The organism is Cupriavidus sp. PB-02, assembly GCF_058252315.1.
This window is the reverse complement of the sequence record NZ_CM177695.1, coordinates 2,123,310-2,144,452: the sequence shown is the minus strand read 5'-3', so window position 1 is coordinate 2,144,452 and position 21,143 is coordinate 2,123,310. Positions and strand designations below refer to the sequence as shown.

General features: G+C 64.1%; 18 protein-coding genes. 7 read left to right on the top strand and 11 right to left on the bottom strand.

The annotated features are described in order from the left end of the window. The 8 genes from AC10V3_RS30495 to AC10V3_RS30460 form a co-directional block, all read right to left on the bottom strand. The gene (locus AC10V3_RS30495) at window positions 1–945 is read right to left on the bottom strand and encodes a sugar kinase (RefSeq protein WP_022539112.1); all 945 of its coding nucleotides are present in this window, start codon (window positions 943–945) and stop codon (window positions 1–3) included. Further along, window positions 942–1,730 carry a sugar phosphate isomerase/epimerase family protein gene (locus AC10V3_RS30490; RefSeq protein ID WP_022539111.1) on the bottom strand — a complete coding sequence of 263 codons (789 nt, stop codon included), beginning with the start codon at window positions 1,728–1,730 and terminating at the stop codon, window positions 942–944. Before AC10V3_RS30490 ends, AC10V3_RS30495 begins: the two co-directional genes overlap by 4 nt. Beyond that, entirely contained in the window at window positions 1,727–2,461 is a 735-nt protein-coding gene (locus AC10V3_RS30485; RefSeq protein ID WP_022539110.1) for an amino acid ABC transporter ATP-binding protein, read from the bottom strand. Before AC10V3_RS30485 ends, AC10V3_RS30490 begins: the two co-directional genes overlap by 4 nt. Continuing rightward, window positions 2,448–3,098, bottom strand: a complete 651-nt coding sequence (locus AC10V3_RS30480; RefSeq protein ID WP_022539109.1) for an amino acid ABC transporter permease — start codon at window positions 3,096–3,098, stop codon at window positions 2,448–2,450. Before AC10V3_RS30480 ends, AC10V3_RS30485 begins: the two co-directional genes overlap by 14 nt. Further along, the gene (locus tag AC10V3_RS30475; RefSeq protein WP_022539108.1) at window positions 3,095–3,853 is read right to left on the bottom strand and encodes an amino acid ABC transporter permease; all 759 of its coding nucleotides are present in this window, start codon (window positions 3,851–3,853) and stop codon (window positions 3,095–3,097) included. Before AC10V3_RS30475 ends, AC10V3_RS30480 begins: the two co-directional genes overlap by 4 nt. A gap of 54 nt (window positions 3,854–3,907) precedes the next feature. Beyond that, window positions 3,908–4,711: a transporter substrate-binding domain-containing protein gene (locus tag AC10V3_RS30470; protein ID WP_022539107.1), complete on the bottom strand. Its 804-nt coding sequence runs from the start codon at window positions 4,709–4,711 to the stop codon at window positions 3,908–3,910. Window positions 4,712–4,952: 241 nt separating this feature from the next. Continuing rightward, on the bottom strand, window positions 4,953–6,011 hold the full coding sequence (locus AC10V3_RS30465) for a LacI family DNA-binding transcriptional regulator (protein WP_022539106.1): 1,059 nt from the start codon (window positions 6,009–6,011) through the stop codon (window positions 4,953–4,955). Between the two features lie 33 nt (window positions 6,012–6,044). Beyond that, window positions 6,045–7,688, bottom strand: coding sequence for an alkaline phosphatase D family protein (locus AC10V3_RS30460; RefSeq protein ID WP_022539105.1), 1,644 nt, complete (start codon window positions 7,686–7,688; stop codon window positions 6,045–6,047). A gap of 657 nt (window positions 7,689–8,345) precedes the next feature. Here AC10V3_RS30460 and AC10V3_RS30455 point away from each other — a divergent pair. Together AC10V3_RS30455 and AC10V3_RS30450 are read left to right on the top strand one after the other, a co-directional pair. After that, complete coding sequence (locus AC10V3_RS30455) at window positions 8,346–11,849, top strand: pyruvate carboxylase (protein ID WP_022539103.1); 3,504 nt, start codon at window positions 8,346–8,348, stop codon at window positions 11,847–11,849. Between the two features lie 53 nt (window positions 11,850–11,902). Further along, window positions 11,903–12,088 carry a hypothetical protein gene (locus tag AC10V3_RS30450; protein WP_349607855.1) on the top strand — a complete coding sequence of 62 codons (186 nt, stop codon included), beginning with the start codon at window positions 11,903–11,905 and terminating at the stop codon, window positions 12,086–12,088. A gap of 73 nt (window positions 12,089–12,161) precedes the next feature. Here the strand turns inward: AC10V3_RS30450 and AC10V3_RS30445 are convergent, their stop codons facing one another. Next, on the bottom strand, window positions 12,162–13,175 hold the full coding sequence (locus tag AC10V3_RS30445; RefSeq protein ID WP_022539101.1) for a zinc-dependent alcohol dehydrogenase family protein: 1,014 nt from the start codon (window positions 13,173–13,175) through the stop codon (window positions 12,162–12,164). A gap of 220 nt (window positions 13,176–13,395) precedes the next feature. On the opposite strand from AC10V3_RS30445, the gene AC10V3_RS30440 reads away from it, so the two are divergent. From AC10V3_RS30440 to AC10V3_RS30425, 4 genes are all read left to right on the top strand, one after another. Next, window positions 13,396–14,211 carry a GntR family transcriptional regulator gene (locus tag AC10V3_RS30440; protein WP_022539100.1) on the top strand — a complete coding sequence of 272 codons (816 nt, stop codon included), beginning with the start codon at window positions 13,396–13,398 and terminating at the stop codon, window positions 14,209–14,211. A 368-nt stretch (window positions 14,212–14,579) separates the two neighbouring features. Then, on the top strand, window positions 14,580–15,572 hold the full coding sequence (locus tag AC10V3_RS30435) for a Bug family tripartite tricarboxylate transporter substrate binding protein (RefSeq protein ID WP_041682161.1): 993 nt from the start codon (window positions 14,580–14,582) through the stop codon (window positions 15,570–15,572). Between the two features lie 239 nt (window positions 15,573–15,811). Further along, complete coding sequence (locus tag AC10V3_RS30430; protein ID WP_022539098.1) at window positions 15,812–16,141, top strand: Rieske (2Fe-2S) protein; 330 nt, start codon at window positions 15,812–15,814, stop codon at window positions 16,139–16,141. A gap of 316 nt (window positions 16,142–16,457) precedes the next feature. Next, entirely contained in the window at window positions 16,458–17,438 is a 981-nt protein-coding gene (locus tag AC10V3_RS30425) for a quinone oxidoreductase family protein (protein WP_490923869.1), read from the top strand. A 267-nt stretch (window positions 17,439–17,705) separates the two neighbouring features. Here AC10V3_RS30425 and AC10V3_RS30420 read toward each other — a convergent pair whose 3' ends face one another. Then, the gene (locus AC10V3_RS30420) at window positions 17,706–18,944 is read right to left on the bottom strand and encodes an alpha-hydroxy acid oxidase (RefSeq protein ID WP_022539096.1); all 1,239 of its coding nucleotides are present in this window, start codon (window positions 18,942–18,944) and stop codon (window positions 17,706–17,708) included. Between the two features lie 67 nt (window positions 18,945–19,011). Next, window positions 19,012–19,941 (bottom strand): glutarate dioxygenase GlaH, encoded by a 930-nt coding sequence (glaH, locus tag AC10V3_RS30415; RefSeq protein WP_022539095.1) that lies wholly within the window; start codon window positions 19,939–19,941, stop codon window positions 19,012–19,014. Between the two features lie 102 nt (window positions 19,942–20,043). On the opposite strand from glaH, the gene AC10V3_RS30410 reads away from it, so the two are divergent. Then, complete coding sequence (locus tag AC10V3_RS30410) at window positions 20,044–20,949, top strand: LysR family transcriptional regulator (RefSeq protein WP_022539094.1); 906 nt, start codon at window positions 20,044–20,046, stop codon at window positions 20,947–20,949. Window positions 20,950–21,143 lie beyond the last annotated feature (194 nt).

Here is a 21,143-nt window from a genome sequence, read left to right as displayed (position 1 = left end):
TCACAAGCTGACGGCCGCCAGTTGGGCATGGGTCGGGAGGCCTTCGGTATCGCCCCGCACCTGCACCGCCCGCGCGCCGATCCAGGCGCCGCGCCGGACGGCTTCGCCCACCGGGCGGCCCTCCAGCAGCGCGCTGATCACGCCCACGGCAAAGCCATCGCCGGCGCCAACGGTGTCGACGACACGCTCGACGCTGAATGCCTCGACATGGCCGGTGCCGGCCTCGCCATCGAAGTAGGCGCCGTCGGCGCCCAGTTTCACTACCACCAGCCTGGCGCCGCGTGCACGGTAGAAGGCGGCAATGCGTTCCGGCTCGGGATGGCCGGTGAGGAAGCGGCCTTCCTCGATGCCGGGCAGGACCCAGTCGCACTGCCGCGCGAGGTCGTTCAGCGTTTCGCGCATCAGCTCAGGCGTGGCCCACAGCGTGGGCCGCAGGTTGGGATCGAACGAGATCGTGCGGCCGGCGGCGCGCATGGTGGCGATGGCCTGGCGCGTGGCAGCCTGCGTGCCTGCGGCCAGCGCGGGGAACACGCCGGTGACGTGCAGGTGCCGCGAGCGCCGCAGCCAACTGTTGTCCAGGTGCTCCGGATTCATGCGGCTCGCCGCCGAGCCGCGGCGGTGGTATTCGACGGGCGGATCGCTGCCGTCGTCGACCCGTCCCTTGAACTGGAAACCGGTGCGCTCACCGGGCTCGCACACCACCTGGCTGCAATCCACGCCTTCGCGCTGCATTTCACCGAGCAGGTAGCGCGCCATCGAGTCGTCGCCCAGCCGGCTGGCCCAGCCGACCTTCAGGCCCAGGCGCGACAGGCCGATGGCCACGTTGGTCTCGGCACCGGCGGTGCGCTTGTGGAAGGTCTGCGCGCCTTCGAGCGGCCCGGCTTCGCCGGCGACCAGCATCAGCATCGCCTCGCCCAGGGTGACCACGTCAAGATCGGTGCTCATGCCGGAATCTCCACTGAACGCAGCAGTTCGACATGATGGCGCGTGACCTGCACCAGGTCTTCGCCTTGCAGCGGGAATTCGATCGCACGCGCAACGTGCGTGGGCAGGCGGCGCAAGATGCTGCGCCATGGTGCCGCCGACTGGTCAAGCGGCACCGCGATCCATTTGGCGGGCGTGCGCTGCACGCCTTTGCAGTGCACGTAGCCGACGCCGGCGCCGAGGACCTGCGCGGCGTCGAGCGGGTCTTCGCCGGTCCAGTGCCAGTTGCCCATGTCGAAGGTCATCGGGGCGCTCTCCCCGAGCGCCGTGATGCGCGCGAAGAAGTCGCGCAGCGGCGGTACGGTGCCGGCCTGGGCGGTCTGGTCGTTTTCCACGACGAGTTCGATGCCGTCGTGCCGCAGCCAGGGCAGCAGTGCTTCCAGCGCCGTGCCTGCCCGATAGCCGCCAAGCGACATCTTGACCCGGGTCGCACCGAGCGCCAGCGCGGTCGTGAAGGCACGGTCGAGCGCGGCGGCATCGAGGCTGCCGGCGTCATTCCAGAGGCCTTCCGGGCTGGACCAGACCACGCACAGTCCATGCTGCCCGGCGACCTCGCGTTGTTCGCTGACTTCGTCCTTGTACCGGCGCTGGAGTTCGCCGCGGAATTCCACGCCGTCCGCGCCTGCGGCCGCGGCAATCCGTGCCAGCGCAGCCTGTCCGTTGCTCAGGGCGAGGTCGGCGCCATAGGCCGTCAGCGAGATCAACACCGGCGGGCGGGATGAACCATCTGCTTGCCACTGGCTCATTTCAGTGCTCCCGCGCTGAGGAATTGCTGCAGTTCCGGTGTCCGCGGCTGCGCGAACAGCGCCTTCGACGGGCCCGCCTCGTGCACCTTGCCCTGGTGCATGAAGATGGTGGTATGCGCCATGCGGCGCGCGAACTCCATTTCATGCGTGACCAGCACCATGGTCATGCCGGAGGCAGCCAGGTTTTCCATGACCCGAAGCACTTCCGCGGTCAGCTCGGGGTCGAGCGCGGAGGTGACCTCGTCGAACAGCATCACCTTGGGCTCCATCGCCAGCGAACGGGCGATGGCCACGCGCTGCTGCTGTCCGCCCGAGAGCTGCTCGGGGTAGCAGTCCTTCTTGTCCAGCAGGCCGACCTGGGTCAGCACCTGGTCGACGATGCCGTCGTTCCTGCTCGCAACCAGCTTCTTCACAATCGACGGCGCCAGCGCGATGTTCTGGCCCACGGTCAGGTGCGGAAACAGGTTGTAGCTCTGGAACACCATGCCCACGTCGCGGCGCAGGTCGAGCAAGCGCTTGCGGTCGTGATCCAGTTTGTGCCCGGCGACGGTGATGTTGCCGGCGTTGATCGTCTCCAGGCCATTCAGGCATCGCAGCATGGTGCTCTTGCCGGAGCCGCTGCGGCCGATGATGGCGACCACCTGGCCCGGCTCGATCGCAAACGAAACGCCCTTCAGGACTTCGACGGAACCATATGACTTGTGCACGCCTTGTGCTTCAACGATTGACATGGAGCCCCCTTTCCATGCGCCGGGCTGCCGCCGAAAGCGGGAAGCAGAGCGCGAAATAGATAAGTGCGACGACGACGAAGACCGCGAAGGGCTGGAAGGTCGCGTTGTTGATCAGTTGGCCGGCGCGGGTCAGTTCGATGACGCCGATGATGGAAGTGATCGAGGTGTTCTTGACCAGCTGGACCGAGAACCCCACCGTGGGCGGCAAGGCCAGCCGGACGGCCTGCGGCAGCACCACGTAGCGCAGCTGCTGCCAGCGGGTGAGGGCGAGCGCTTCGCTGGCTTCCCACTGTCCTTGCGGCACGGCCTCGATGCAGCCGCGCCAGATTTCGCCGAGATAGGCGCTGGCGTAGATCGACATCGCCAGCATGGCCGCGACCATCGGCGACAGCTTGAGCCCGAGCACGGAGAGCCCGTAGTAGCTCAGGAACAGCACGATCAGTACCGGCGTCCCTTGCACGATCTGGATATAGGCCGTGCTGGCGAGGCGCAGCAGCGGGCTTCTGGAGGTACGCGCCAGCGCCACCAGGAACCCGGCGAGCGTGCCGCCGACGAAGGCGAGCAAGGTCACCCACAGCGTCCAGCGTGCCGCCAGCAGCAGGATTTCAAGATGATTCCAGGAGAACTCGGTGATCATTTCGCGCTCCCTGCAACCGCTGCCGTCAGTTCCGCCTGCGCCAGCGGCGCGATCCGGGTTGTGCGTGCCAGCTTTCGTGCGCGCGCCACCACGCGGCGCCGCTTGAACACCAGGTTGCCGATCAGGGCGAACATGGCGCGCAGCAGCAGTGCCAGGCCGATATAGATGAACATGACGAGGATGTAGCTCTCGAAGGTACGGAAGGTCTGCGAATCGACCTGGCTGGCGACCGCCGTCAGCTCTTCCACCGAGATCGTCGACACCACGCTCGACGTCAGCATCATCAGCGTGAACTGGCTGGTCAGGGCTGGATAGACCTTCTCGAAGGCCGGCACCAGGGCGACGTGGCGGATCAGCTGCCAGCGTGTCATGCCCAGCGCGGCGGCGGCCTCGAGCTGCGAGCGATGCACCGCCTGCAGGCCGGCCCGGATGATTTCCGTCGAGTAGGCGCCGAGGTTGACGGTCATGGCGATTACCGCGGCCGTGACGGCATCGATCTGCAGGCCCACGGTTGGCAAGCCGAAGAAGATGATGAAGAGCTGGATCAGGAAGGGCGTGTTGCGGATGGCTTCAACGTAGGCCCTGGTGGCGCGCTGCAGCCAGGGGCCGCCAAAAGCAGCGGCAATGGCGCCGGCGGCGCCGACCACGGTGCCGAGCAGGATCGAGCCGAAGCTGAGCGCCAGCGTCATCGCCGCGCCTTCCGCGAAGCGATCCAGCTGCGACAGCACCGGGGTCCATTCGAATTGATAGTTCATGCGGGTCTCCTGGCACGCCGGCTGGCGCCGGCGCGCAACCTCAGACGGCCTGGTTCAGAACGCTTGCAGTGCGGGCAGAGCCTTGCCGGTCCACTTCTGCGCAATGGCATCGAGTTCGCCATTCAGCTTGACGTAGGAGATGGTGGTGTTGAGCCACTGGCGCAGTTCGAAGGCGTCGCGGCGCACGGCCATCGAATTCGGCTGCACCGAGAACGCGAACTTGGCGTCGAACTTGCCGGCGCCGCGCGCCTTCATGATCTCGTTGCCGGTGGTATTCGGCAGCGCAATGGCGTCGACCTGGTTGCTGATCAGGGCCTGCGCGCAGGTGGCATCGTCCTCGAAGCGGACGATATTCATGCCGGGCACGGCCAGCCGGGTCAGCGCGGTGTCCTGCGTGGTGCCGCGCGTCACGCCCACCTTCTTCTTCCCGAGCTCGGTCAGCTTGGCGTACTTGGCTGCGGTGGGCGCAAAGATGGTCAGCTCGAACGCGCTGTAGGGCGCACTGAACATGATGGCCCGCGCCCGCTCGGGCGTCGGCGCCAGCGTCGCCACCAGGAAATCGACCTTGCCGGCCTCCAGCGCCGGAATCCGGCTGGGCGAGGTGAGCGGAACGATATCGACCGGCACGCCCAGGTACTTGCCCAGCAGGTTGGCCACGTCGACGTCATAGCCGGCGGGTTTGCCGGTGGCGTCCGTGGTGCCAAAGGGCGGGGCGCCGGTCACGACGCCGATGGTGACCTTGCCCTTCTTGACGATCTCGGCGACGGTCTGCGCCTGGGCGGTGAAAGCGGCGCTGGTCAGGACCAGCAGAGTCAGCACGGGCGCGGCTACGCGGCGCAACAAGCGTTGGACGTTCATCAATGTCTCCTGCACGTATATGGGATGTGTCGCTGGCGTCGCAGCGTTCGGCAAGTACCGTCTTGAAACCGGTTTCAGAATTATAGGAAACCGGTTTCAGAGGTCCAGCAGTGGAAACCCTTACGGGGAGGAACGCGTTGGAACTGCGGTGGGAAGGGGCACGTTCGTGCACCCGCTGGGCCGACGCAGCGGGTCTATGCGTGGCTCACGCGTGCGCGCTCGGTCGGCGGCGGGGGAAGGATCAGCCGCGGCGCGTGGACCCGCGAGTGACCAGGGTGCCGGGCAACAGGACCCGGCGCGGCGGCAGCTGCGCGCCTTGCAGGCGCTCGATCAGGCAGTTGGTGGCGACGCGCCCGATATCGTCGGTGGGCTGGGAAATGGCGCTGAGGCCTGGACCGACCAATGCAGCCCATTCCGGATCATCGAAGCCGATCAGGCCAAGGTCGGTGCCGAGCTGCCACCCCAGTCTGGCGGCCGATGCGGCCACGCGCAGCGAGATCACTGCGTTGGCCGCCAGCACGGCAACGGGCGCCTGGCCGGCACGGCGGCGCAGGTCGCGCAGCGCTTCATCCAGGGCATCGTCGTCACCCCTGTGGGCTTCAAAGATGGTCCCGCCAAGCGAGTCCGCGTGTTCGGCGATGTAGCTCTGGAAGGCGCGGGCCCGCTCGTTGCGTGAGCTGATGGCCTTGATCGGCTCGCTGATGAAGAGCACGTGCCGATAGCCGGCTTCGACCAGGTGGCCGGCAGCTTCATGGACGGCGGTCAGGTTGTCCAGGGCCACCAGGTCGACTTCCGCATCGCCGACCTTGCGGTCGACCAGTACAACCGGTTTGCCCAATTGCGCCGCATCGGCAAGGGCGCCGGCATCGTGGCCCAGTGTGTGCAGGATAAAACCCTCGACCCGGTAGGCCGACAGCGAGCGGATGGCCTCTCGTTCCAGTTGCTCGTCATTGCCGAGGTTGAACAGCATCACCATATAGCCGGCGTCGCGACAGGCCTTTTCTACTCCACGCAGCACGGCCACCGAGAACGAATTGGAAACATCCGCCACCACCAGCCCGATCAGGCGCGACTTGCCGCGCTTGAGCCCCTGCGCCATGGGGCTGGGGCTATAGCCGAGCGCGCGGATGGCCGCGGCCACGCGCGCCTCTACGTCCGCGGACAACTGCTCGCCGCCCCGGTTCAGGTAGCGCGATACGGTTGCCTTCGAGACGCCCGCATAGTCGGCAACGTCCTGGATGGTGAGTTTCTCGGCAGGTTTCAGGTCGGACGCAGGTCGGGTCACGGGGCGCGGCGGCATAGGGTTCGGGTCTCGGTGAAACCAGTTTCAGAATTATGCCTCGGACGTGCCGGGATATGCCAGCGCCTGGGATCCCCCCACGCGCTGCACCCCCGGCCGCCCGTCCTCCACGACAAACGCCGCCTGCGTTCCGACCGGGCTGTCCACCCGCGCCACGTCCTCCACACCGCGCAGCGTGCTGGCCCAGCGTTCGGGCGTGGCCTCGACCACGGTGTAGCCGCGCTGGTCCGGCCGCGCGTGGAGGATATGCGGGTTCAGCGCCGCGATCCTGGCGGCGCTCTCCACGGTGCTTCCCGACGCCGAGGCGATCGAGGTCGTGCAGAACTCGCTGGCGATCACGCGAGACTTCGCGTCGTTGAAATCGGCCAGCACATTGCAGGCATAGTGCTGGTGGATATCGCCGCCGATGAACACCGTATTGCGCGGCGCCGCCGCCACGATGCTGTCGAGCAGCCGCTGGCGCGCGGCGGGATAGCCGTCCCAGGTGTCGCTGTGGAAGGATTCCGCCGGCAACGCCTTGTAGTTGCGCCGCGAGAAGATGGTCTGCTGGGCGATCGCGCTCCAGCGGGTCTGGTCGCGCCGGTCCTGCGCCAGCCCTTGCGCGAGCCATTGCCCCTGCGCGCTGCCGAGCATGGTGCGGCGCGGGTCGTCGAGGGCGCTGCACTGGTCTGGCGACACCGAGCCCTTGCGCGGCTGCCCCGGCTCGCGACAGGCCTGGATATCGCGATACTGCCGGTCGTCCAGCACATGGAAATCGACCAGGCGTCCCCAGCGATGCCGCGAATGGACGCGCAGCGCGTCCGGCGTGCCCAGGCCGGACGAGCCATGGACCAGCGCGCTCGCCCGGAGCGGCATGTTCTCGTAGAACGCCTGGTATCCCGCGGTGCGCCGGGCGAGGAAGTCCGCCGCCGGTTCGCTGCCCACGCGTGCCGCGTAGTCGTTCTGGACTTCGTGATCGTCCCAGGTGACCAGCCACGGGCAGGCGCCATGCATGGCCTGCAGAAGCGGATCGCTCTTGTACAGCGCATAGCGGTCGCGGAAGTCCTGCAGGCTGGTCGCCCTGGGCAGGCTGTGCGTGCGCGGCAACTGCGCCGCGCTCGCCACCACTGCGTTCTCATAGATGTAGTCGCCGAGGAACACCACCAGGTCCAGGTCTTCCTGCCGCATCTGCCGGTACGCCGCATAGTGGCCCTGTTCCCAGCGCTGGCACGAAGCGAACGCGAAGCGGACGCGCGGCGCCAGCGTATCGGCCGCAGGCGCGGTGCGGGTGCGTGCGGTAGTGGTCGCCGCGTCACCATGCATGAAACGGTAGAAGTACCAGCGGTCCGGGCGCAGCCCGCCGACCTCCACGTGGACGGAGTGGCCGAGCTCCGGCAGGGCTTGCGCGTGGCCACGGCGGACGATCCGCCGGAATGCCTCGTCTTCGGCGACTTCCCACTGGACTGTCAGTGCGCCCTGCAATGGTGTGATGCCACGCGCATCGGCTTGCGCCGTGCCCGGGATCGCCCCGTCGAGCAGGCGGGTCCACAGCACGAATCCGTCGGCAGTGGGCGCGCCGCTCGCCACGCCCAGCGCGAACAGGTCGCGCTGGGGCAGCGTGGCCGATCTTGCCCAGCGGGGCAGGTGCGTGGCGAGGCCGGCGGCTGCCGCCAGATGCAGAAAGGTTCTTCGTTGCATGCCAGAAAACGGTGGGTTCAGGCGACCGAGGGCGGTTGAAAGGTTCGATTGTGCCGGACGTCCGCGGCGCCGTGGCCACGTATGGGAGATGAAACGGATCGTCTCGTCGAGCCGCGTTCGTTGCGCGTTACGGATCTCATTGATGAAATATTGAATTTCAATTATGAAACTAAAGGGGCTGAGTCACTTGAAAATTGCGCGCTGAATCAATGGGATACGTGATTTGGCTCCCGTTGGTCCATTTCTTGCGCAAAGAAGATCGAACGGGCACGCCTGTGGTCGTGCCTGCAAATTTGCCGTCGCCTGGCTATCGCGTTGCGTTGAAGGGCAGGCGCCCTGGATCTTGAAGAGGAATGCACCGCGATGTACTACGGAAGGAACGGAGCCGGCGCGGACAGCCGCGAGCTGGCCGGAGATGCCAGCAAGCCGCGCGCTGGCCAGGAACGAAGCGAGCGTTGCGATTGCAATGAGCCGTCGCCACGGCAAACCAACTGGGCCTGGGCGACGACGACAGAGCACTACGACTGGATGGATTCGCACACCCCGTTTGCTCACTACGACTAGCGGCCTGGCGAAGCCTTAATCCTTCTCCTGCTCTCCGATCCATTGACCACGCCGTGCCGTCGTGCACGGCTGGTTCATTTCTTTGCGCGCCCCATGGACTACACACCGATCAAATCCCTGCTGATTGCCAACCGTTCCGAGATCTCGATCCGCGTGATGCGCGCGGCCGCCGAGATGAATGTCCGCACGGTGGCGATCTATTCGAAAGAAGACCGCCTCGCGCTCCATCGCTTCAAGGCTGACGAGAGCTACCTGGTCGGCGAGGGCAAGAAGCCGCTGGCCGCTTACCTCGACATCGACGACATCCTGCGCATTGCCAGGCAGGCGAAGGTCGACGCCATCCATCCAGGCTATGGTTTTCTCTCTGAAAACCCCGACTTCGCGCAGGCAGTGATCGATGCGGGGATCCGCTGGATCGGCCCGTCGCCGGAGGTCATGCGCAAGCTTGGCAACAAGGTGGCGGCGCGCAATGCGGCGATCGAGGCGGGCGTCCCGGTGATGCCGGCAACCGATCCGCTGCCCCATGACCTGGAAGCGTGCAAGCGACTGGCCGCGGGCATCGGCTACCCGCTGATGCTCAAGGCAAGCTGGGGCGGCGGCGGGCGCGGCATGCGGGTCCTGGAAAGCGAGCAGGACCTCGAGGGCGCTCTCGCCGCCGCGCGGCGCGAGGCGCTGGCCGCGTTCGGCAACGACGAGGTGTATGTCGAAAAGCTGGTGCGCAAGGCGCGCCATGTCGAGGTGCAGGTGCTCGGCGACACGCATGGCAACCTCGTGCATCTCTACGAGCGGGACTGTACCGTGCAGCGGCGCAACCAGAAGGTCGTCGAACGGGCTCCCGCCCCCTACCTCGACGATGCCGGCCGGGCTGCGCTGTGCGAGTCGGCACTGCGGCTGATGCGCGCGGTCGGGTACACGCACGCCGGCACGGTCGAATTCCTGATGGATGCGGACTCCGGGCAGTTCTACTTCATCGAGGTCAATCCGCGCATCCAGGTCGAGCACACGGTCACGGAGATGGTCACCGGGATCGATATCGTCAAGGCGCAGATCCGCATCACGGAGGGCGGCCATATCGGCATGACCGAAAACACGCGCAACGCAGACGGTGCCATCACCGTGCGTGCCGCGGGCGTTCCGGCCCAGGCGCAGATTGCGTTGAACGGGCACGCGCTGCAATGCCGGATTACGACCGAGGACCCGGAAAACGGCTTCCTGCCGGACTATGGACGGCTCACCGCCTACCGCAGCGCTGCGGGCTTCGGCGTGCGCCTGGATGCCGGTACCGCCTACGGTGGCGCGGTGATCACGCCGTATTACGATTCCCTGCTGGTCAAGGTCACGACCTGGGCACCGACCGCCGCCGAGTCGATCCGGCGCATGGACCGCGCGCTGCGCGAATTCCGCATTCGCGGTGTCGCTTCAAACCTGCAGTTCCTCGAAAACGTCATCAATCATTCCGCCTTCCGGTCTGGCGATGTCACCACGCGCTTTATCGACCTGACGCCGGAACTGCTGGCGTTCACCAAGCGCCTGGACCGCGCCACCAAGCTGCTGCGCTACCTGGGCGAGGTCAGCGTCAACGGCCACCCGGAAATGAGCGGCCGCTCGCTGCCGTCGCTGCCGCTGCCCAGGCCGGTGCTGCCGGCCGTGGATACCAGCGGTGCGCTGCCCTATGGCACGCGCGACCGCCTGCGCGAGCTCGGCGCCGAAAAGTTCTCGCGGTGGATGCTGGACCAGAAACAGGTGCTGCTGACCGACACGACCATGCGCGACGCGCACCAGTCATTGTTTGCCACGCGCATGCGCACCGCGGACATGCTGCCGATCGCGCCGTTCTACGCGCGCGAGCTGTCGCAGCTGTTCTCGCTGGAGTGCTGGGGCGGCGCCACCTTCGACGTGGCGCTGCGCTTCCTCAAGGAAGATCCGTGGCAACGCCTTGAGCAGTTGCGCGAGCGGGTGCCCAACGTGCTGTTCCAGATGCTGCTGCGTGGTTCGAATGCTGTCGGCTATACCAACTATGCGGACAACGTGGTGCGCTTCTTCGTACGCCAGGCCGCCAGTTCCGGCGTGGATGTGTTCCGCGTGTTCGATTCGCTGAACTGGGTGCGCAATATGCGCGTGGCGATCGATGCCGTCGGCGAAAGCGGCGCGCTCTGCGAAGGCGCGATCTGCTATACCGGGGACCTGTTCGACAAGTCGCGCGCCAAGTACGACCTGAAGTACTACGTCGGTATCGCCCGCGAACTGCAGCGTGCCGGCGTGCACGTGCTGGGCATCAAGGACATGGCGGGCATCTGCCGTCCGCAGGCGGCGGCCGCGTTGGTCAAGGCACTCAAGGAGGAAACCGGACTGCCGGTGCATTTCCATACGCACGACACCAGCGGCATCTCGGCGGCTTCCGCACTGGCTGCCATCGAGGCCGGCTGCGATGCCGTCGACGGCGCGCTCGATGCCATGAGCGGGCTCACCTCGCAGCCCAACCTGTCAAGCATCGTCGCGGCCCTGGCGGGCAGCGAACGCGATCCCGGACTCAGCCTGGAGCGGCTGCATGAGGCGTCGATGTACTGGGAAGGGGTGCGTCGTTACTACGCGCCGTTCGAATCCGAAATCCGCGCCGGCACGGCCGACGTGTACCGTCACGAGATGCCGGGCGGCCAGTACACCAACCTGCGCGAGCAGGCCCGCTCGCTCGGTATCGAGCATCGCTGGACCGAGGTGTCGCGCGCCTACGCCGATGTCAACCACTTGTTCGGCGACATCGTCAAGGTGACGCCCACGTCCAAGGTAGTGGGGGATCTGGCATTGATGATGGTGGCCAACGATCTGACTGCCGCCGATGTGTCCGATCCGGCCAAGGAGATCGCATTTCCTGAATCGGTGGTCTCATTGTTCAAGGGTGAACTGGGCTTCCCGCCCGATGGCTTCCCCGCGGAACTCTCGCGCAAGGTGCTCAGGGGCGAGCCGCCCGCGCCTTACCGGCCAGGGGACCAGATCCCGGCAGTCGATCTCGATGCGGCCCGCGCCGCGGGCGAAGCGGCCTGCGAGCAGGCGCTTGACGACCGGCAGCTGGCGTCGTACCTGATGTATCCGAAGCAGACCGGCGAGTACCACGCGCATGTGCGCGCCTATAGCGATACTTCGGTGTTGCCCACGCCGGCATTCCTGTACGGCCTGCAGCCGCAGGAAGAAGTGGGCGTCGACATCGCGGCAGGCAAGACCCTGCTGGTTTCCCTGCAAGGCACGCACCCTGATGCCGAAGAGGGCGTCATCAAGGTCCAGTTCGAACTGAACGGACAATCGCGCACAACCTTGGTCGAGCAGCGCAGCACCACGCATGCGAGCGTGGTGCGCAGCAGCCGTCCGGTTGCCGATCCCGGCAATCCGCTGCATATCGCCGCGCCCATGCCGGGCTCGATCGTGACGGTGGCGGTCCAGCCGGGACAGCGCGTGGCAGCGGGTACGACGCTGATGGCGCTGGAGGCGATGAAGATGGAAACCCACATCGCAGCGGATCGCGACTGCGAAATCGCCGCGGTGCATGTGAAACAGGGTGACCGTGTGGCGGCGAAGGACTTACTGATTGAGCTGAAGCAGTGAGAGTTGCGGCTATCGGGATCCATATCGGTTCACGGAACTGCGCGGAGACTACGGTGGAGCGTCAGCAACTTGGTCAGCGTGGGCGGGGGCCATTTCTTCGGGTGACGCGATGGCTGACCGAGGTTCCGGACGCCATTCACGCCGTGCACAAAGTCCTTCCGCTGCGGGAGACCGCACTGGCCCACGTGGAAGTCGAGGCGCACGGCAAGATTGGCACGGTCCTGGTGGGCTGCGAATGATCAATAACTCGTGGAAAGCGAGGGCCTGACCAGGCTGCCGCCGCTCGAGCAGCCGAAGGACGGGAGCCGCTGATCAGATATCCAGTACGATCTTGCCGATGTGCTGATTCAACTCCTGGTACCGAAAGGCGTCAGCCATCGCTTCCAGCGGGAAGTGCCGGTCAATGACCGGGCGGATGCCAGTGGCATTCAGGGCACGTACCATGTCAAGCTGGTGTCGGCGGCTCCCCACCAGCAAGCCGGTCAGGCGCAGATGCTTGCGCAGCAGCTGGGTGACGGTGACCGGCCCGGTCGGGTTCCCCAGCGAGCCGATCACGGCGATATGTCCGCCGACACGGGCCGCCGTCATCGATTGGTCGAGGGTCGCGGCGCCGCCAACCTCGATAACATGGTCGACGCCAGCGCCATCTGTCATCTCGCGTACGGTCTCGCCCCACTGCGCCGTCTTGCGATAGTTGATCAGGCAATCTGCGCCAAGCGTCTGAAGCCTGCCAAGCTTCTCGTCCGAGGATGAGGTGGCAATTACCCGCGCGCCGGCCGCTTTGGCAAATTGCAGCGCAAAGACCGATACGCCGCCAGTGCCGAGGACCAGCACGGTCTCTCCGGGCTTCAAGGCGCCATCGACAAACAATGCCCGCCAGGCTGTCAGCCCGGCCGTGGTCAGCGTTGCGGCCTCGGCGTGGCTGTAGCCGTGCGGAGCGCGCGTGAAGCAGGCTTCAGGCAACGTCACGGTTTCCCGCGCAAAGCCGTCGACGCCATCCCCGGGGACAGTAGCGAAATCGCACAAGCGCGGCTCTCCGTCATGCCACGTCGGGAAGAACGTGCTGACGACATGGTCGCCGACCGCGAATGCCTTAACGCCCGCGCCAACGGCTGTGACCTCCCCGGCGCCGTCCGCCATCGGAATGCGCCTTTCCGTCAAGCCCCGACGGCCGGACACCACGGCGTAGTCATGATAGTTGAGCGAACTGGCACGTATGCGGACGGTGATCTCGCCCGGTCCCGGGGGGGCGGCCGTGGCTTCCCCGATGACGATGCGCTCGAAGCCGGCCGGCGGATCGAGGTAAACGGCTTTTGCTGCAGTCATGGCATTCCCCTGGTTGGCGACAAAACAGTGCGGAACGAGTTTAGCATCGCAAAATTATTAATGTCGACGATATGTGGGGCGCCGGTTGGTCAGCGGTCCGGCATGCAGCGGAAGTTCAGCCAGCCGGCCCGGGGCACGACGTGAGGTAAGATCTTGGGCGCCGCGCGCTCCGCCGTGCCTGCGCTGGCCCCGATCGCAACTCTCGGAAGTACCGCCACTCATGGGCAGACTCAAGACTACCAATACGCCTGAACTGCAAGCCCTGCTGACGCCGAAGACCCCACAGAATCCTGTCACGCTGGCGGTGGAGCAGGCGCTCATGCATGGACGCGACTGGTCGGCATCGGTGGCTGAGCAGATTGCGGTGCGGCTGGCGGGCCTGATCACCATCGACGTGATCCATGCCGGCCAGCGCCTGCTGGAGAAGGATATCAGCGATGTCCTCGAGGTCAGCCGCGCCCCCGTGCGCGAGGCCCTGCGCATCCTGGAGCGCGAACGGCTCATCGAGTTCCGGGCCCGGCGCGGCGCCATCGTCACGGAGCCGAATGCGCAGGACCTGAAGGATATCTACGTCGTGCGCGAAGCACTGTTCGCCATCCTGCTGCGCGAACTGATGGAAGAGCGCGCCGAGGCGCTTGACGCCCTGTTCGAGGCGTTCATGCCGAAGCTCGGCAAGGCGGTGGAGGATTCCGCCGTGGATGCCTATATCAGCGCGACGTTCCTGGCGAACATGGCGATGGCGGACCTGTCGAGAAACCGGCTGGTCGGGGAATTACTGAATTCCATCGCGCTGCGCACGCTGCGCTATGTGCGACTCGGGCTCGCAGCCAATCCCGGCTCGCTCGAGAATTCAATCAAGACCTGGCGTGCGCTGCAGCGTGCCGTGGCCAGGCGCGACATCGACGTGGTCCTGCAGACCGCGCGCAAGCGCATCGAAAGCTCCCGCGACGCCGCCATCCGTACGCTGTCATCCGGCGCGCCGACGAGCAAGGGCGCCGCTTCCCGCCGCAGCGCCGCGCCGGCCACGGCCGCCTGAGCGGCCGCGTCTTCCATAGCACGCCGGTCAGCTTCCGCATCAGCAGGCTGCTGGCGACAACGCTCAGCCAGAGCAGCAGCCCCAGCGCAGCATCCGCCACCCTGCGCGCCTGAGCCGTGCGATATCCGTACTAGGTTCGGCGCAAAGCCGTCCACGGTGTGCTTCGCGTGCATGAAAATCCACCTTGGTCGGTCCTTTCCCTAACGTCTCTACCCCACAATGAATTGATGTCGACAATAAAAATAACGACTGCTATGATCGTACTCACGTTAGCCTGAGGGGTAGAAATCGTGTGTCGCACGCTTGGTTGGGTGAGGCAGGCAGCACTTGGCAGGCTGGGTAATAGTCGAAAAAACATGGGGACGACGATGTCATCACTAAGGAAGCTGCTCTCAATCACGCTGTGCACCACGGCAAGCATCGCCTTGTGCGTGCCAGGGCCGGTGCAGGCACAGGAAGCCTGGCCCGCGCGCCCGATTCAAATGATCGTGCCCTCGTCCGCCGGATCGGGAACCGACGCGCTGGCGCGGGCCATGGCGCAGCGCCTTTCCGAGTCGCTGAAGCAGGCTGTGGTCGTGGAGAACCGGCCAGGAGGCAGCGGAGTGATCGGGACTAACGCCGTCCTCAAGGCGGCGCCGGATGGCTACACGATTCTCTACACAACGGCATCCAGCATGGTGGTTGCGCCGGCCGTCATCAAATCCGTTTCCCAGGATGCAAGAAAGAACCTCGTGCCGATCGCGCAGACAGCTGTAGGGGGGGTGTTGCTGCTGGTGAGCCCGGATCTGCCGGTGCACGACTTGCCTGGACTCATCCAGCTCGTGAAGGCGAATCCGGACAAGTACAGCTATGGTAGCTGGGCCACCGGCTCGTCCGCGCACCTGACGATGGAGTGGCTGAAGAATCAGACTGGCATGAAGACCGAGCACGTCGCATATCGGACAGCCAGTCAACTGCTCACCGAGCTTTCCTCGGGTGTGTTGAAGATCGGCTGGACGGATCCCAGCGTGGCGGTTCCGTTCCTGCGTTCCGGGAAGGTGCGCGGCATTGCCATTGTGGGCAACGTGCGCTCGCCCCAGCTTGCCGACGTCAAGACGATGGGTGAGCAGGGCTACAAGTTCAATACGGTGGGATGGTTCGGCATGTTCGCGCCGCCCGGGACTAGTCCGGCAATCGTGAAGCGGCTGGCCGACGAGGTCAACAAGGTGCAGGGGACGCCGGAGATCGCGGCCCTGATGAAGAAGCTGAACTTCGAGTCGCCTCCGGTAAAGTCCTCGGCGCAGTTGGGCGAGATTGTCCGGAACGATTTGCAAGTCTGGACGAAGATCGCCAACGACGCAGGGATCAAGGTCGACGAATAAGATGAGGTGCACGCGCCATTGCGGCCTGCGCAGGACAAGGCTGCCATTTCCCGGCAGTTGGGATGCCAGCGCACCCTCCGCCCACCAGTCTGCAATGGGGGGCGACCATGCAGGAGGGGTCCCTCATCTCGTCTTCAATGGACGATGGCCGGTCACTGGCGCCGTTCCGGCAAGCGAGCTGGTTCACGTCATGCAGCAGGCCGTGGTGGCCAGGCGCTTGAACAACGAGTGCAAAGCCAATGCCTGATTCCAATTGGATTCTGATCGGGCCTCCGGAGTCACTGGCTCCGGGCGCACGCAAACTGGTCTTCCTGCAAGACGGTCCGTCGGCAATCGTGTTCAATGTTGGCGGCCAGTTTTTTGCCATGGAAAACAGTTGCCCGCATGCGGGAGCCTCCATGGCCGGAGGTCCTTGTGTTGAGCACATTATCAGTTGCCCTGCACACGGCTTGCGCTTTGACATCCGCAACGGCCAGTGCACGGCATCCGCGAGCATGCGTATCCCCACCTATGAAGTCGTGATGGACAACAAGCAACTTTGGCTGCGCCTGCCAGAACTCAATTGTTGAAAATACCCAATTGGTGTTTCCAGAATTCACGACGACGCTTCACGCTTGTCGTCCACGTGCAAGCGGGGATCCGGTGTCCTTGACGACGCGGATTACTGTCATAAAAAGGAAAGTTCAAGGCGTGCAAGGTAAAGCAGAAAATAGCGCCAGGGCAGATGATTTAATCGTCGCGAACGGCACTCGGACTTGGTCGGACCGCCTGTGGCAAATCTTCTGCAGCCGGATCAACTGTGTCCCACAACTGGGTCGTCCTTTGGTGAGCTCAAGCGGCATGCCCAGGTGAACTGTCCATACTTGATAGAAAATAGGAGAAGACATGGCGAAAGCCGTTAAATTTTACGAAACAGGCGGGCCCGAGGTCCTTCGTTTTGAGGACGTCAGCGTTGGTGAGCCGGGACCGGGAGAGGTGCGCGTCCGCCATGTGGCCGTAGGCCTGAATTTTGCTGACACCTACTTCCGCGGCGGTACTTATCAGGTTCCGCTGCCCAGCGGCCTCGGCAACGAAGCCGCCGGCGTAGTCGAGGCCGTCGGTGCCGGCGTAACTCATCTGGCGGTCGGCGACCGTGTGACCTACACGGGCTTCATCAACACGCTGGGCGCCTACAGCACTGAGCGGCTGATCTCTGCCGCACCGCTGATCAAGCTGCCTGAGGCAATCAGTTGCGAAACCGCGGCGGCCATGACCATGCGGGGCTTGTCCGCCGCCTACCTGGTGCGCCGGATCTACCCCTTCAAGGCGGGCGACGCCGTGCTGCTGCATGCCGCGGCAGGTGGTGTTGGCCTTATCGTTTCGCAATGGGCCAAACTGCTGGGGCTGACGGTGATCGGCACGGTTTCTACCGATGCCAAGGCCGAAGTGGCGCGCGCCCACGGCTGCGATCACACGATCAACTACAGCCATGAGGACGTGGCCAAGCGCGTGCGGGAACTGACGGACGGAGTGGGTGTGTCCGTGGTCTTCGACAGCGTGGGCAAGGCGACCTTCATGTCCTCGCTGGACTCCCTCAAGCGCCGTGGCCTGATGGTCTGCGTGGGTACCGCCTCCGGCACAATCCCGCCGTTCGATCCGCAAATTCTGGCCCGCAAGGGCTCGGTGTACCTGACCCGCCCGGGCCTGGCCGACTATATCGCCGATCCTGCCGAAAAGGCGGAACTGGTCGAAGAGCTGTTCGGCCACGTGGCGGCGGGCCGTATCCGCATCGAGATCAATCAGCGCTATGCCTTGGAGGATGCGGCGCAGGCACATCGGGACCTGGAGGCTCGAAAGACCACGGGCTCGTCCATTTTCGTGATCTGAGTGTTCCCCCTCCTGGGAAACTCGAGCCGTCTGGCTCGTTGGCTCCGCAAGACGTAGCCCAGTGATTTGGCAGTCGGGTCAGGTTGTTCAGGACCCGCTGCCGCTGGCGCTCATCGTTGTACGCAGCACCCGTATCTTCATACTCGACGCCATCTCGCAGCGCGTCGCAATATCCGTCAGCACAACAAGAAGCCCAGGTCAATCAAGTGGAAGTACGACGATCCACCGGGGCGAATCCGTCCGGTCCCGTTTCAATGACGGATTGGGCTAGATGATGACGGAATTGTTCACATCCGCGAGGGTCTGCGCGCCAAGCATAGCCATGTTTCGATCGACTTCATCGCGCAGGAGAGTGATGGCGTGGCGAACGCCTTCGGCTCCTCCAATGGCCGCAGCGTAAACAAAAGGCCGCCCCAGGAAGACAAAGCGGGCGCCCAGTGCCAACGCTTTCAGAACATCACCGCCTCGCCGGATACCGCTGTCCATCATGACGGTTGTCTTGTGCGCGACGCTTTCACAGATTTCCGGCAATACAGCAAGCGGTTCCACGGCACCGTCCAATTGGCGGCCGCCGTGATTCGAGACAATGATGCCGTCGGCGCCCAGGGCGACAGCGCGCTCGGCGTCGGACTTATGCAAAATGCCCTTTATGACCAGGTTGCCGCGCCATCTTTGCCGGATTCGTTCGATGTCCGTCCAATTCAGGTGATCACGCCCCGTCGTGTCGCGAATAGCCGAGGCCGACAAGATCGGTGCGCCGCGAGTCGCAAAGGAATTCTCAAAATGCGGCATCCCACTCGAGAGGAGTGTTCTGGCGAACGTCCCCGCCAGCCAACGCGGTCGGGACACGCCATCGAACGCCAAACGGACAGACGGTCGCAAAGGCAAAGAGAAGCCAGTACGGACGTTATTCTCCCGGTTGGCCCAGACGGGAATGTCGACCGTAAGGACAAGCGTAGCGAACCCGGCCGCTTCAATCCGCTCAATCAGGGCGTCCCGCCGGGTGGCGTCACCCGGCAGGTAGGCCTGAAACCACGTGCCTGGCGCCGCAGCGTGAACGGCCTCCATCGGGATCAAGGACGTGCCGCTCATGATTGCGGGTATCTGCTCTTCCCGCGCCGCTTGCGCCAGGACCACATCACCACGGTAGGCAGCAATCGCACTGATTCCGACGGGCGCTATGCCAAAGGGAGAAGCATAACGTTGCCCGAAGATCTCGGTCGCTTGCGACCTTCCCGAGACGTCGACAAGGACCTTGGGACGAAACTTGACCTTGTCGAATGCCGTCCTGTTCACGGCTAGCGACTTTCCATCCTCCGCGGCGCCGGCAATATAGCCAAAGATCGGGCGCGGAAGCGCCCTCTTTGCGGCGACTTCAAAATCGGCAAGCGAGAGGATAGGGCGTAGTCGTCGATGAATCTGACGGTTGGCGCCATAGGCAGGCTTGGCAGGTATTCCAGCGCTCGGAGCGACCTGGCTTTCTGTAACTTCTGTTCGAGATGTCATCTTGATTTGAAGAGTCTAACAGGCCCAACCGCTGTCACTGCCAGCCGCGCCGGATCCCATTGAGCGATCAGGCAAACATGCCGCGCTGGCGCATCAGTTCACGGAACAGCGCCTCATTCTTTTCGAACGGCGCTCGCCCGTGGACGTAGAAGTAGTTATTCAGGACAACCAGATCGCCGACGGGCAGCGACACTTCCTTTGTCCCCGACGAGGCCTCCATGGAAGTCGACAGGGCGTTGAGAAATGCTGCCTCCTCGCGATTGCGCGGCTGTACAAACTGATCGATGAATGACAGCGACAACCCAAACTCGTTCTGAAAAAAGACCGGGCGCTCGACCTGATCGCTGACATTCTTGGATCCCGGCGCCTTGTAGAGGAAAGGCTGCGTTCCGAGACGGTGACTGACAAACTGGTTAAGCTCTTCCCAGTCGTCCAGATGCAGGAATCGGGACTCGCCGCCAATGGCATTCTGTTCTGCAAACTTCATCATCAACAGCCAGTCCGTCGCTTCGGTAACGAAGGTGCCATCGGTGTGCATCGTGAAGAGTCGATAGGCCTGGCGCAAATAGGAGTCGCTATTGTCCGTGTGCCTGACCACGAAGCGGGCATAGTAAGTGCCCGACATCGCATCGTGGTTGCTTGGGCCCAAGAGGTGCCCAACGGCGGTGCCGAAGCGAACGAAATCGTCGGCATCCGCCGTCAGTCCCTGGAGTCCTACCGTGAAGCCACCGTGCTGCCGGTCCTTCACGATGCCGTTGATGGTTGTAGCAAAGTCCTCGCCGACATGCTTCGCGAGTGCGCTCGCGAGCTCGTGGCGCATGAAGGGAACATACTCGAGGTTCTGCACATCGACCTTGCGTACGTCATGCAGGAACCCAAGAAGGGCATCGCGCTCAACGGCCACATGCAGGATGCGATGGTGATCCGGGTGGGCAGACAACTGGAAACGGGATTCGTCATTGCCGGCAAGCAATGCCGCAGGAAGCGGGGCATTCATCGATGGTTCTCCGAGATGGTGTATGGCGCTATTTCATCCGGATTCTTTGATATGATCCAGATATAAAGATGTAATCTTTGTTCCGAAATCTGGATTAAATCGATGATTGACGTTCGCCAGTTGCAGTGCTTCCTCGCCGTGGCGGAAGAGCTTCACTTTGCGAAGGCGGCGGATCGCTTGGGTGTCGCACAATCAGGGCTCAGCACCCAAATCCAACGCCTTGAGCGGGATTTGGGGGTTACGCTTTTGAACCGGAACAAAAGGAAGCCGGTGTCACTTACCGATGCGGGGCACTTGTTCCATGCCGAGGCTGTCGCTGCGTTGCGGCATATTGAGCGAGCCGACCAGGTCGGACGCCTGGCTGCCAGAGGGCTGGCTGGCGTCATCCGTGTCGGCTATGTGGCATCGGGCGTAAGCAGCGGCCTGCTGTCGATGCTGCTGAGCGAGTTTCGGAAGTCACACGAGATGGTCCGGCTCGAAGTCATGCCAATGGAAACGCCGAGACAGCTCGAAGCGCTCAGCGATGGACAGATTGATGTGGGAATCGTCAGGCCCAGACGGCTCAATCCGGCTGGCGTAATAACAAAGGTCGTGCAGACTGAGCGCTTGCTGGCTGCCATGACAGGAAGCCATCCCCTTGCAAGCCGAGGGACGGTTCCAGCGCGCGCGCTGGCCGATCAATCGTTCATCGTGCCGCAGTTTGCAGAGGAGGAAGGATTCGGGTCGGCGTTATCCGCCCTGGGCAAAACCGGAGGGTTCACGCCTCATCTGGAATATCGCGTCCAGGATTTCATCTCTGCAATTTGCCTGGCGTCCGCGGGATACGGAGTGGCCATCGTGCCGGAGTCTATGCAGAACTTCTCCCAGCCAGGTGTCATCTACAAACAGATCGCCGACTTTAGACTCTCAGTGCACCTGGCGCTGGCTTACAGGCGTCGAGAAGTATCGCCAGCGGTACGAGCTTTTGTGAAACTCGGAACTCAGACATTCAATGGCCGGGCGTCCTAGACCCACCTTTTGATGCCAACGGCAGGCCCCGTGAACGTAAGCGTCCCGTTCTTCCGACTTTGAGCCGATCACCTCAAGACCCCGTCGCCGCGTGTCCGATACAGCGAGCAGGGTTTTCCCTCTGTTGGCGCCAATCGACAACAACTTGTCGTGATCGGTCAAGCCGGCTGACGCGGGGCGCTCCGAGAATGGAG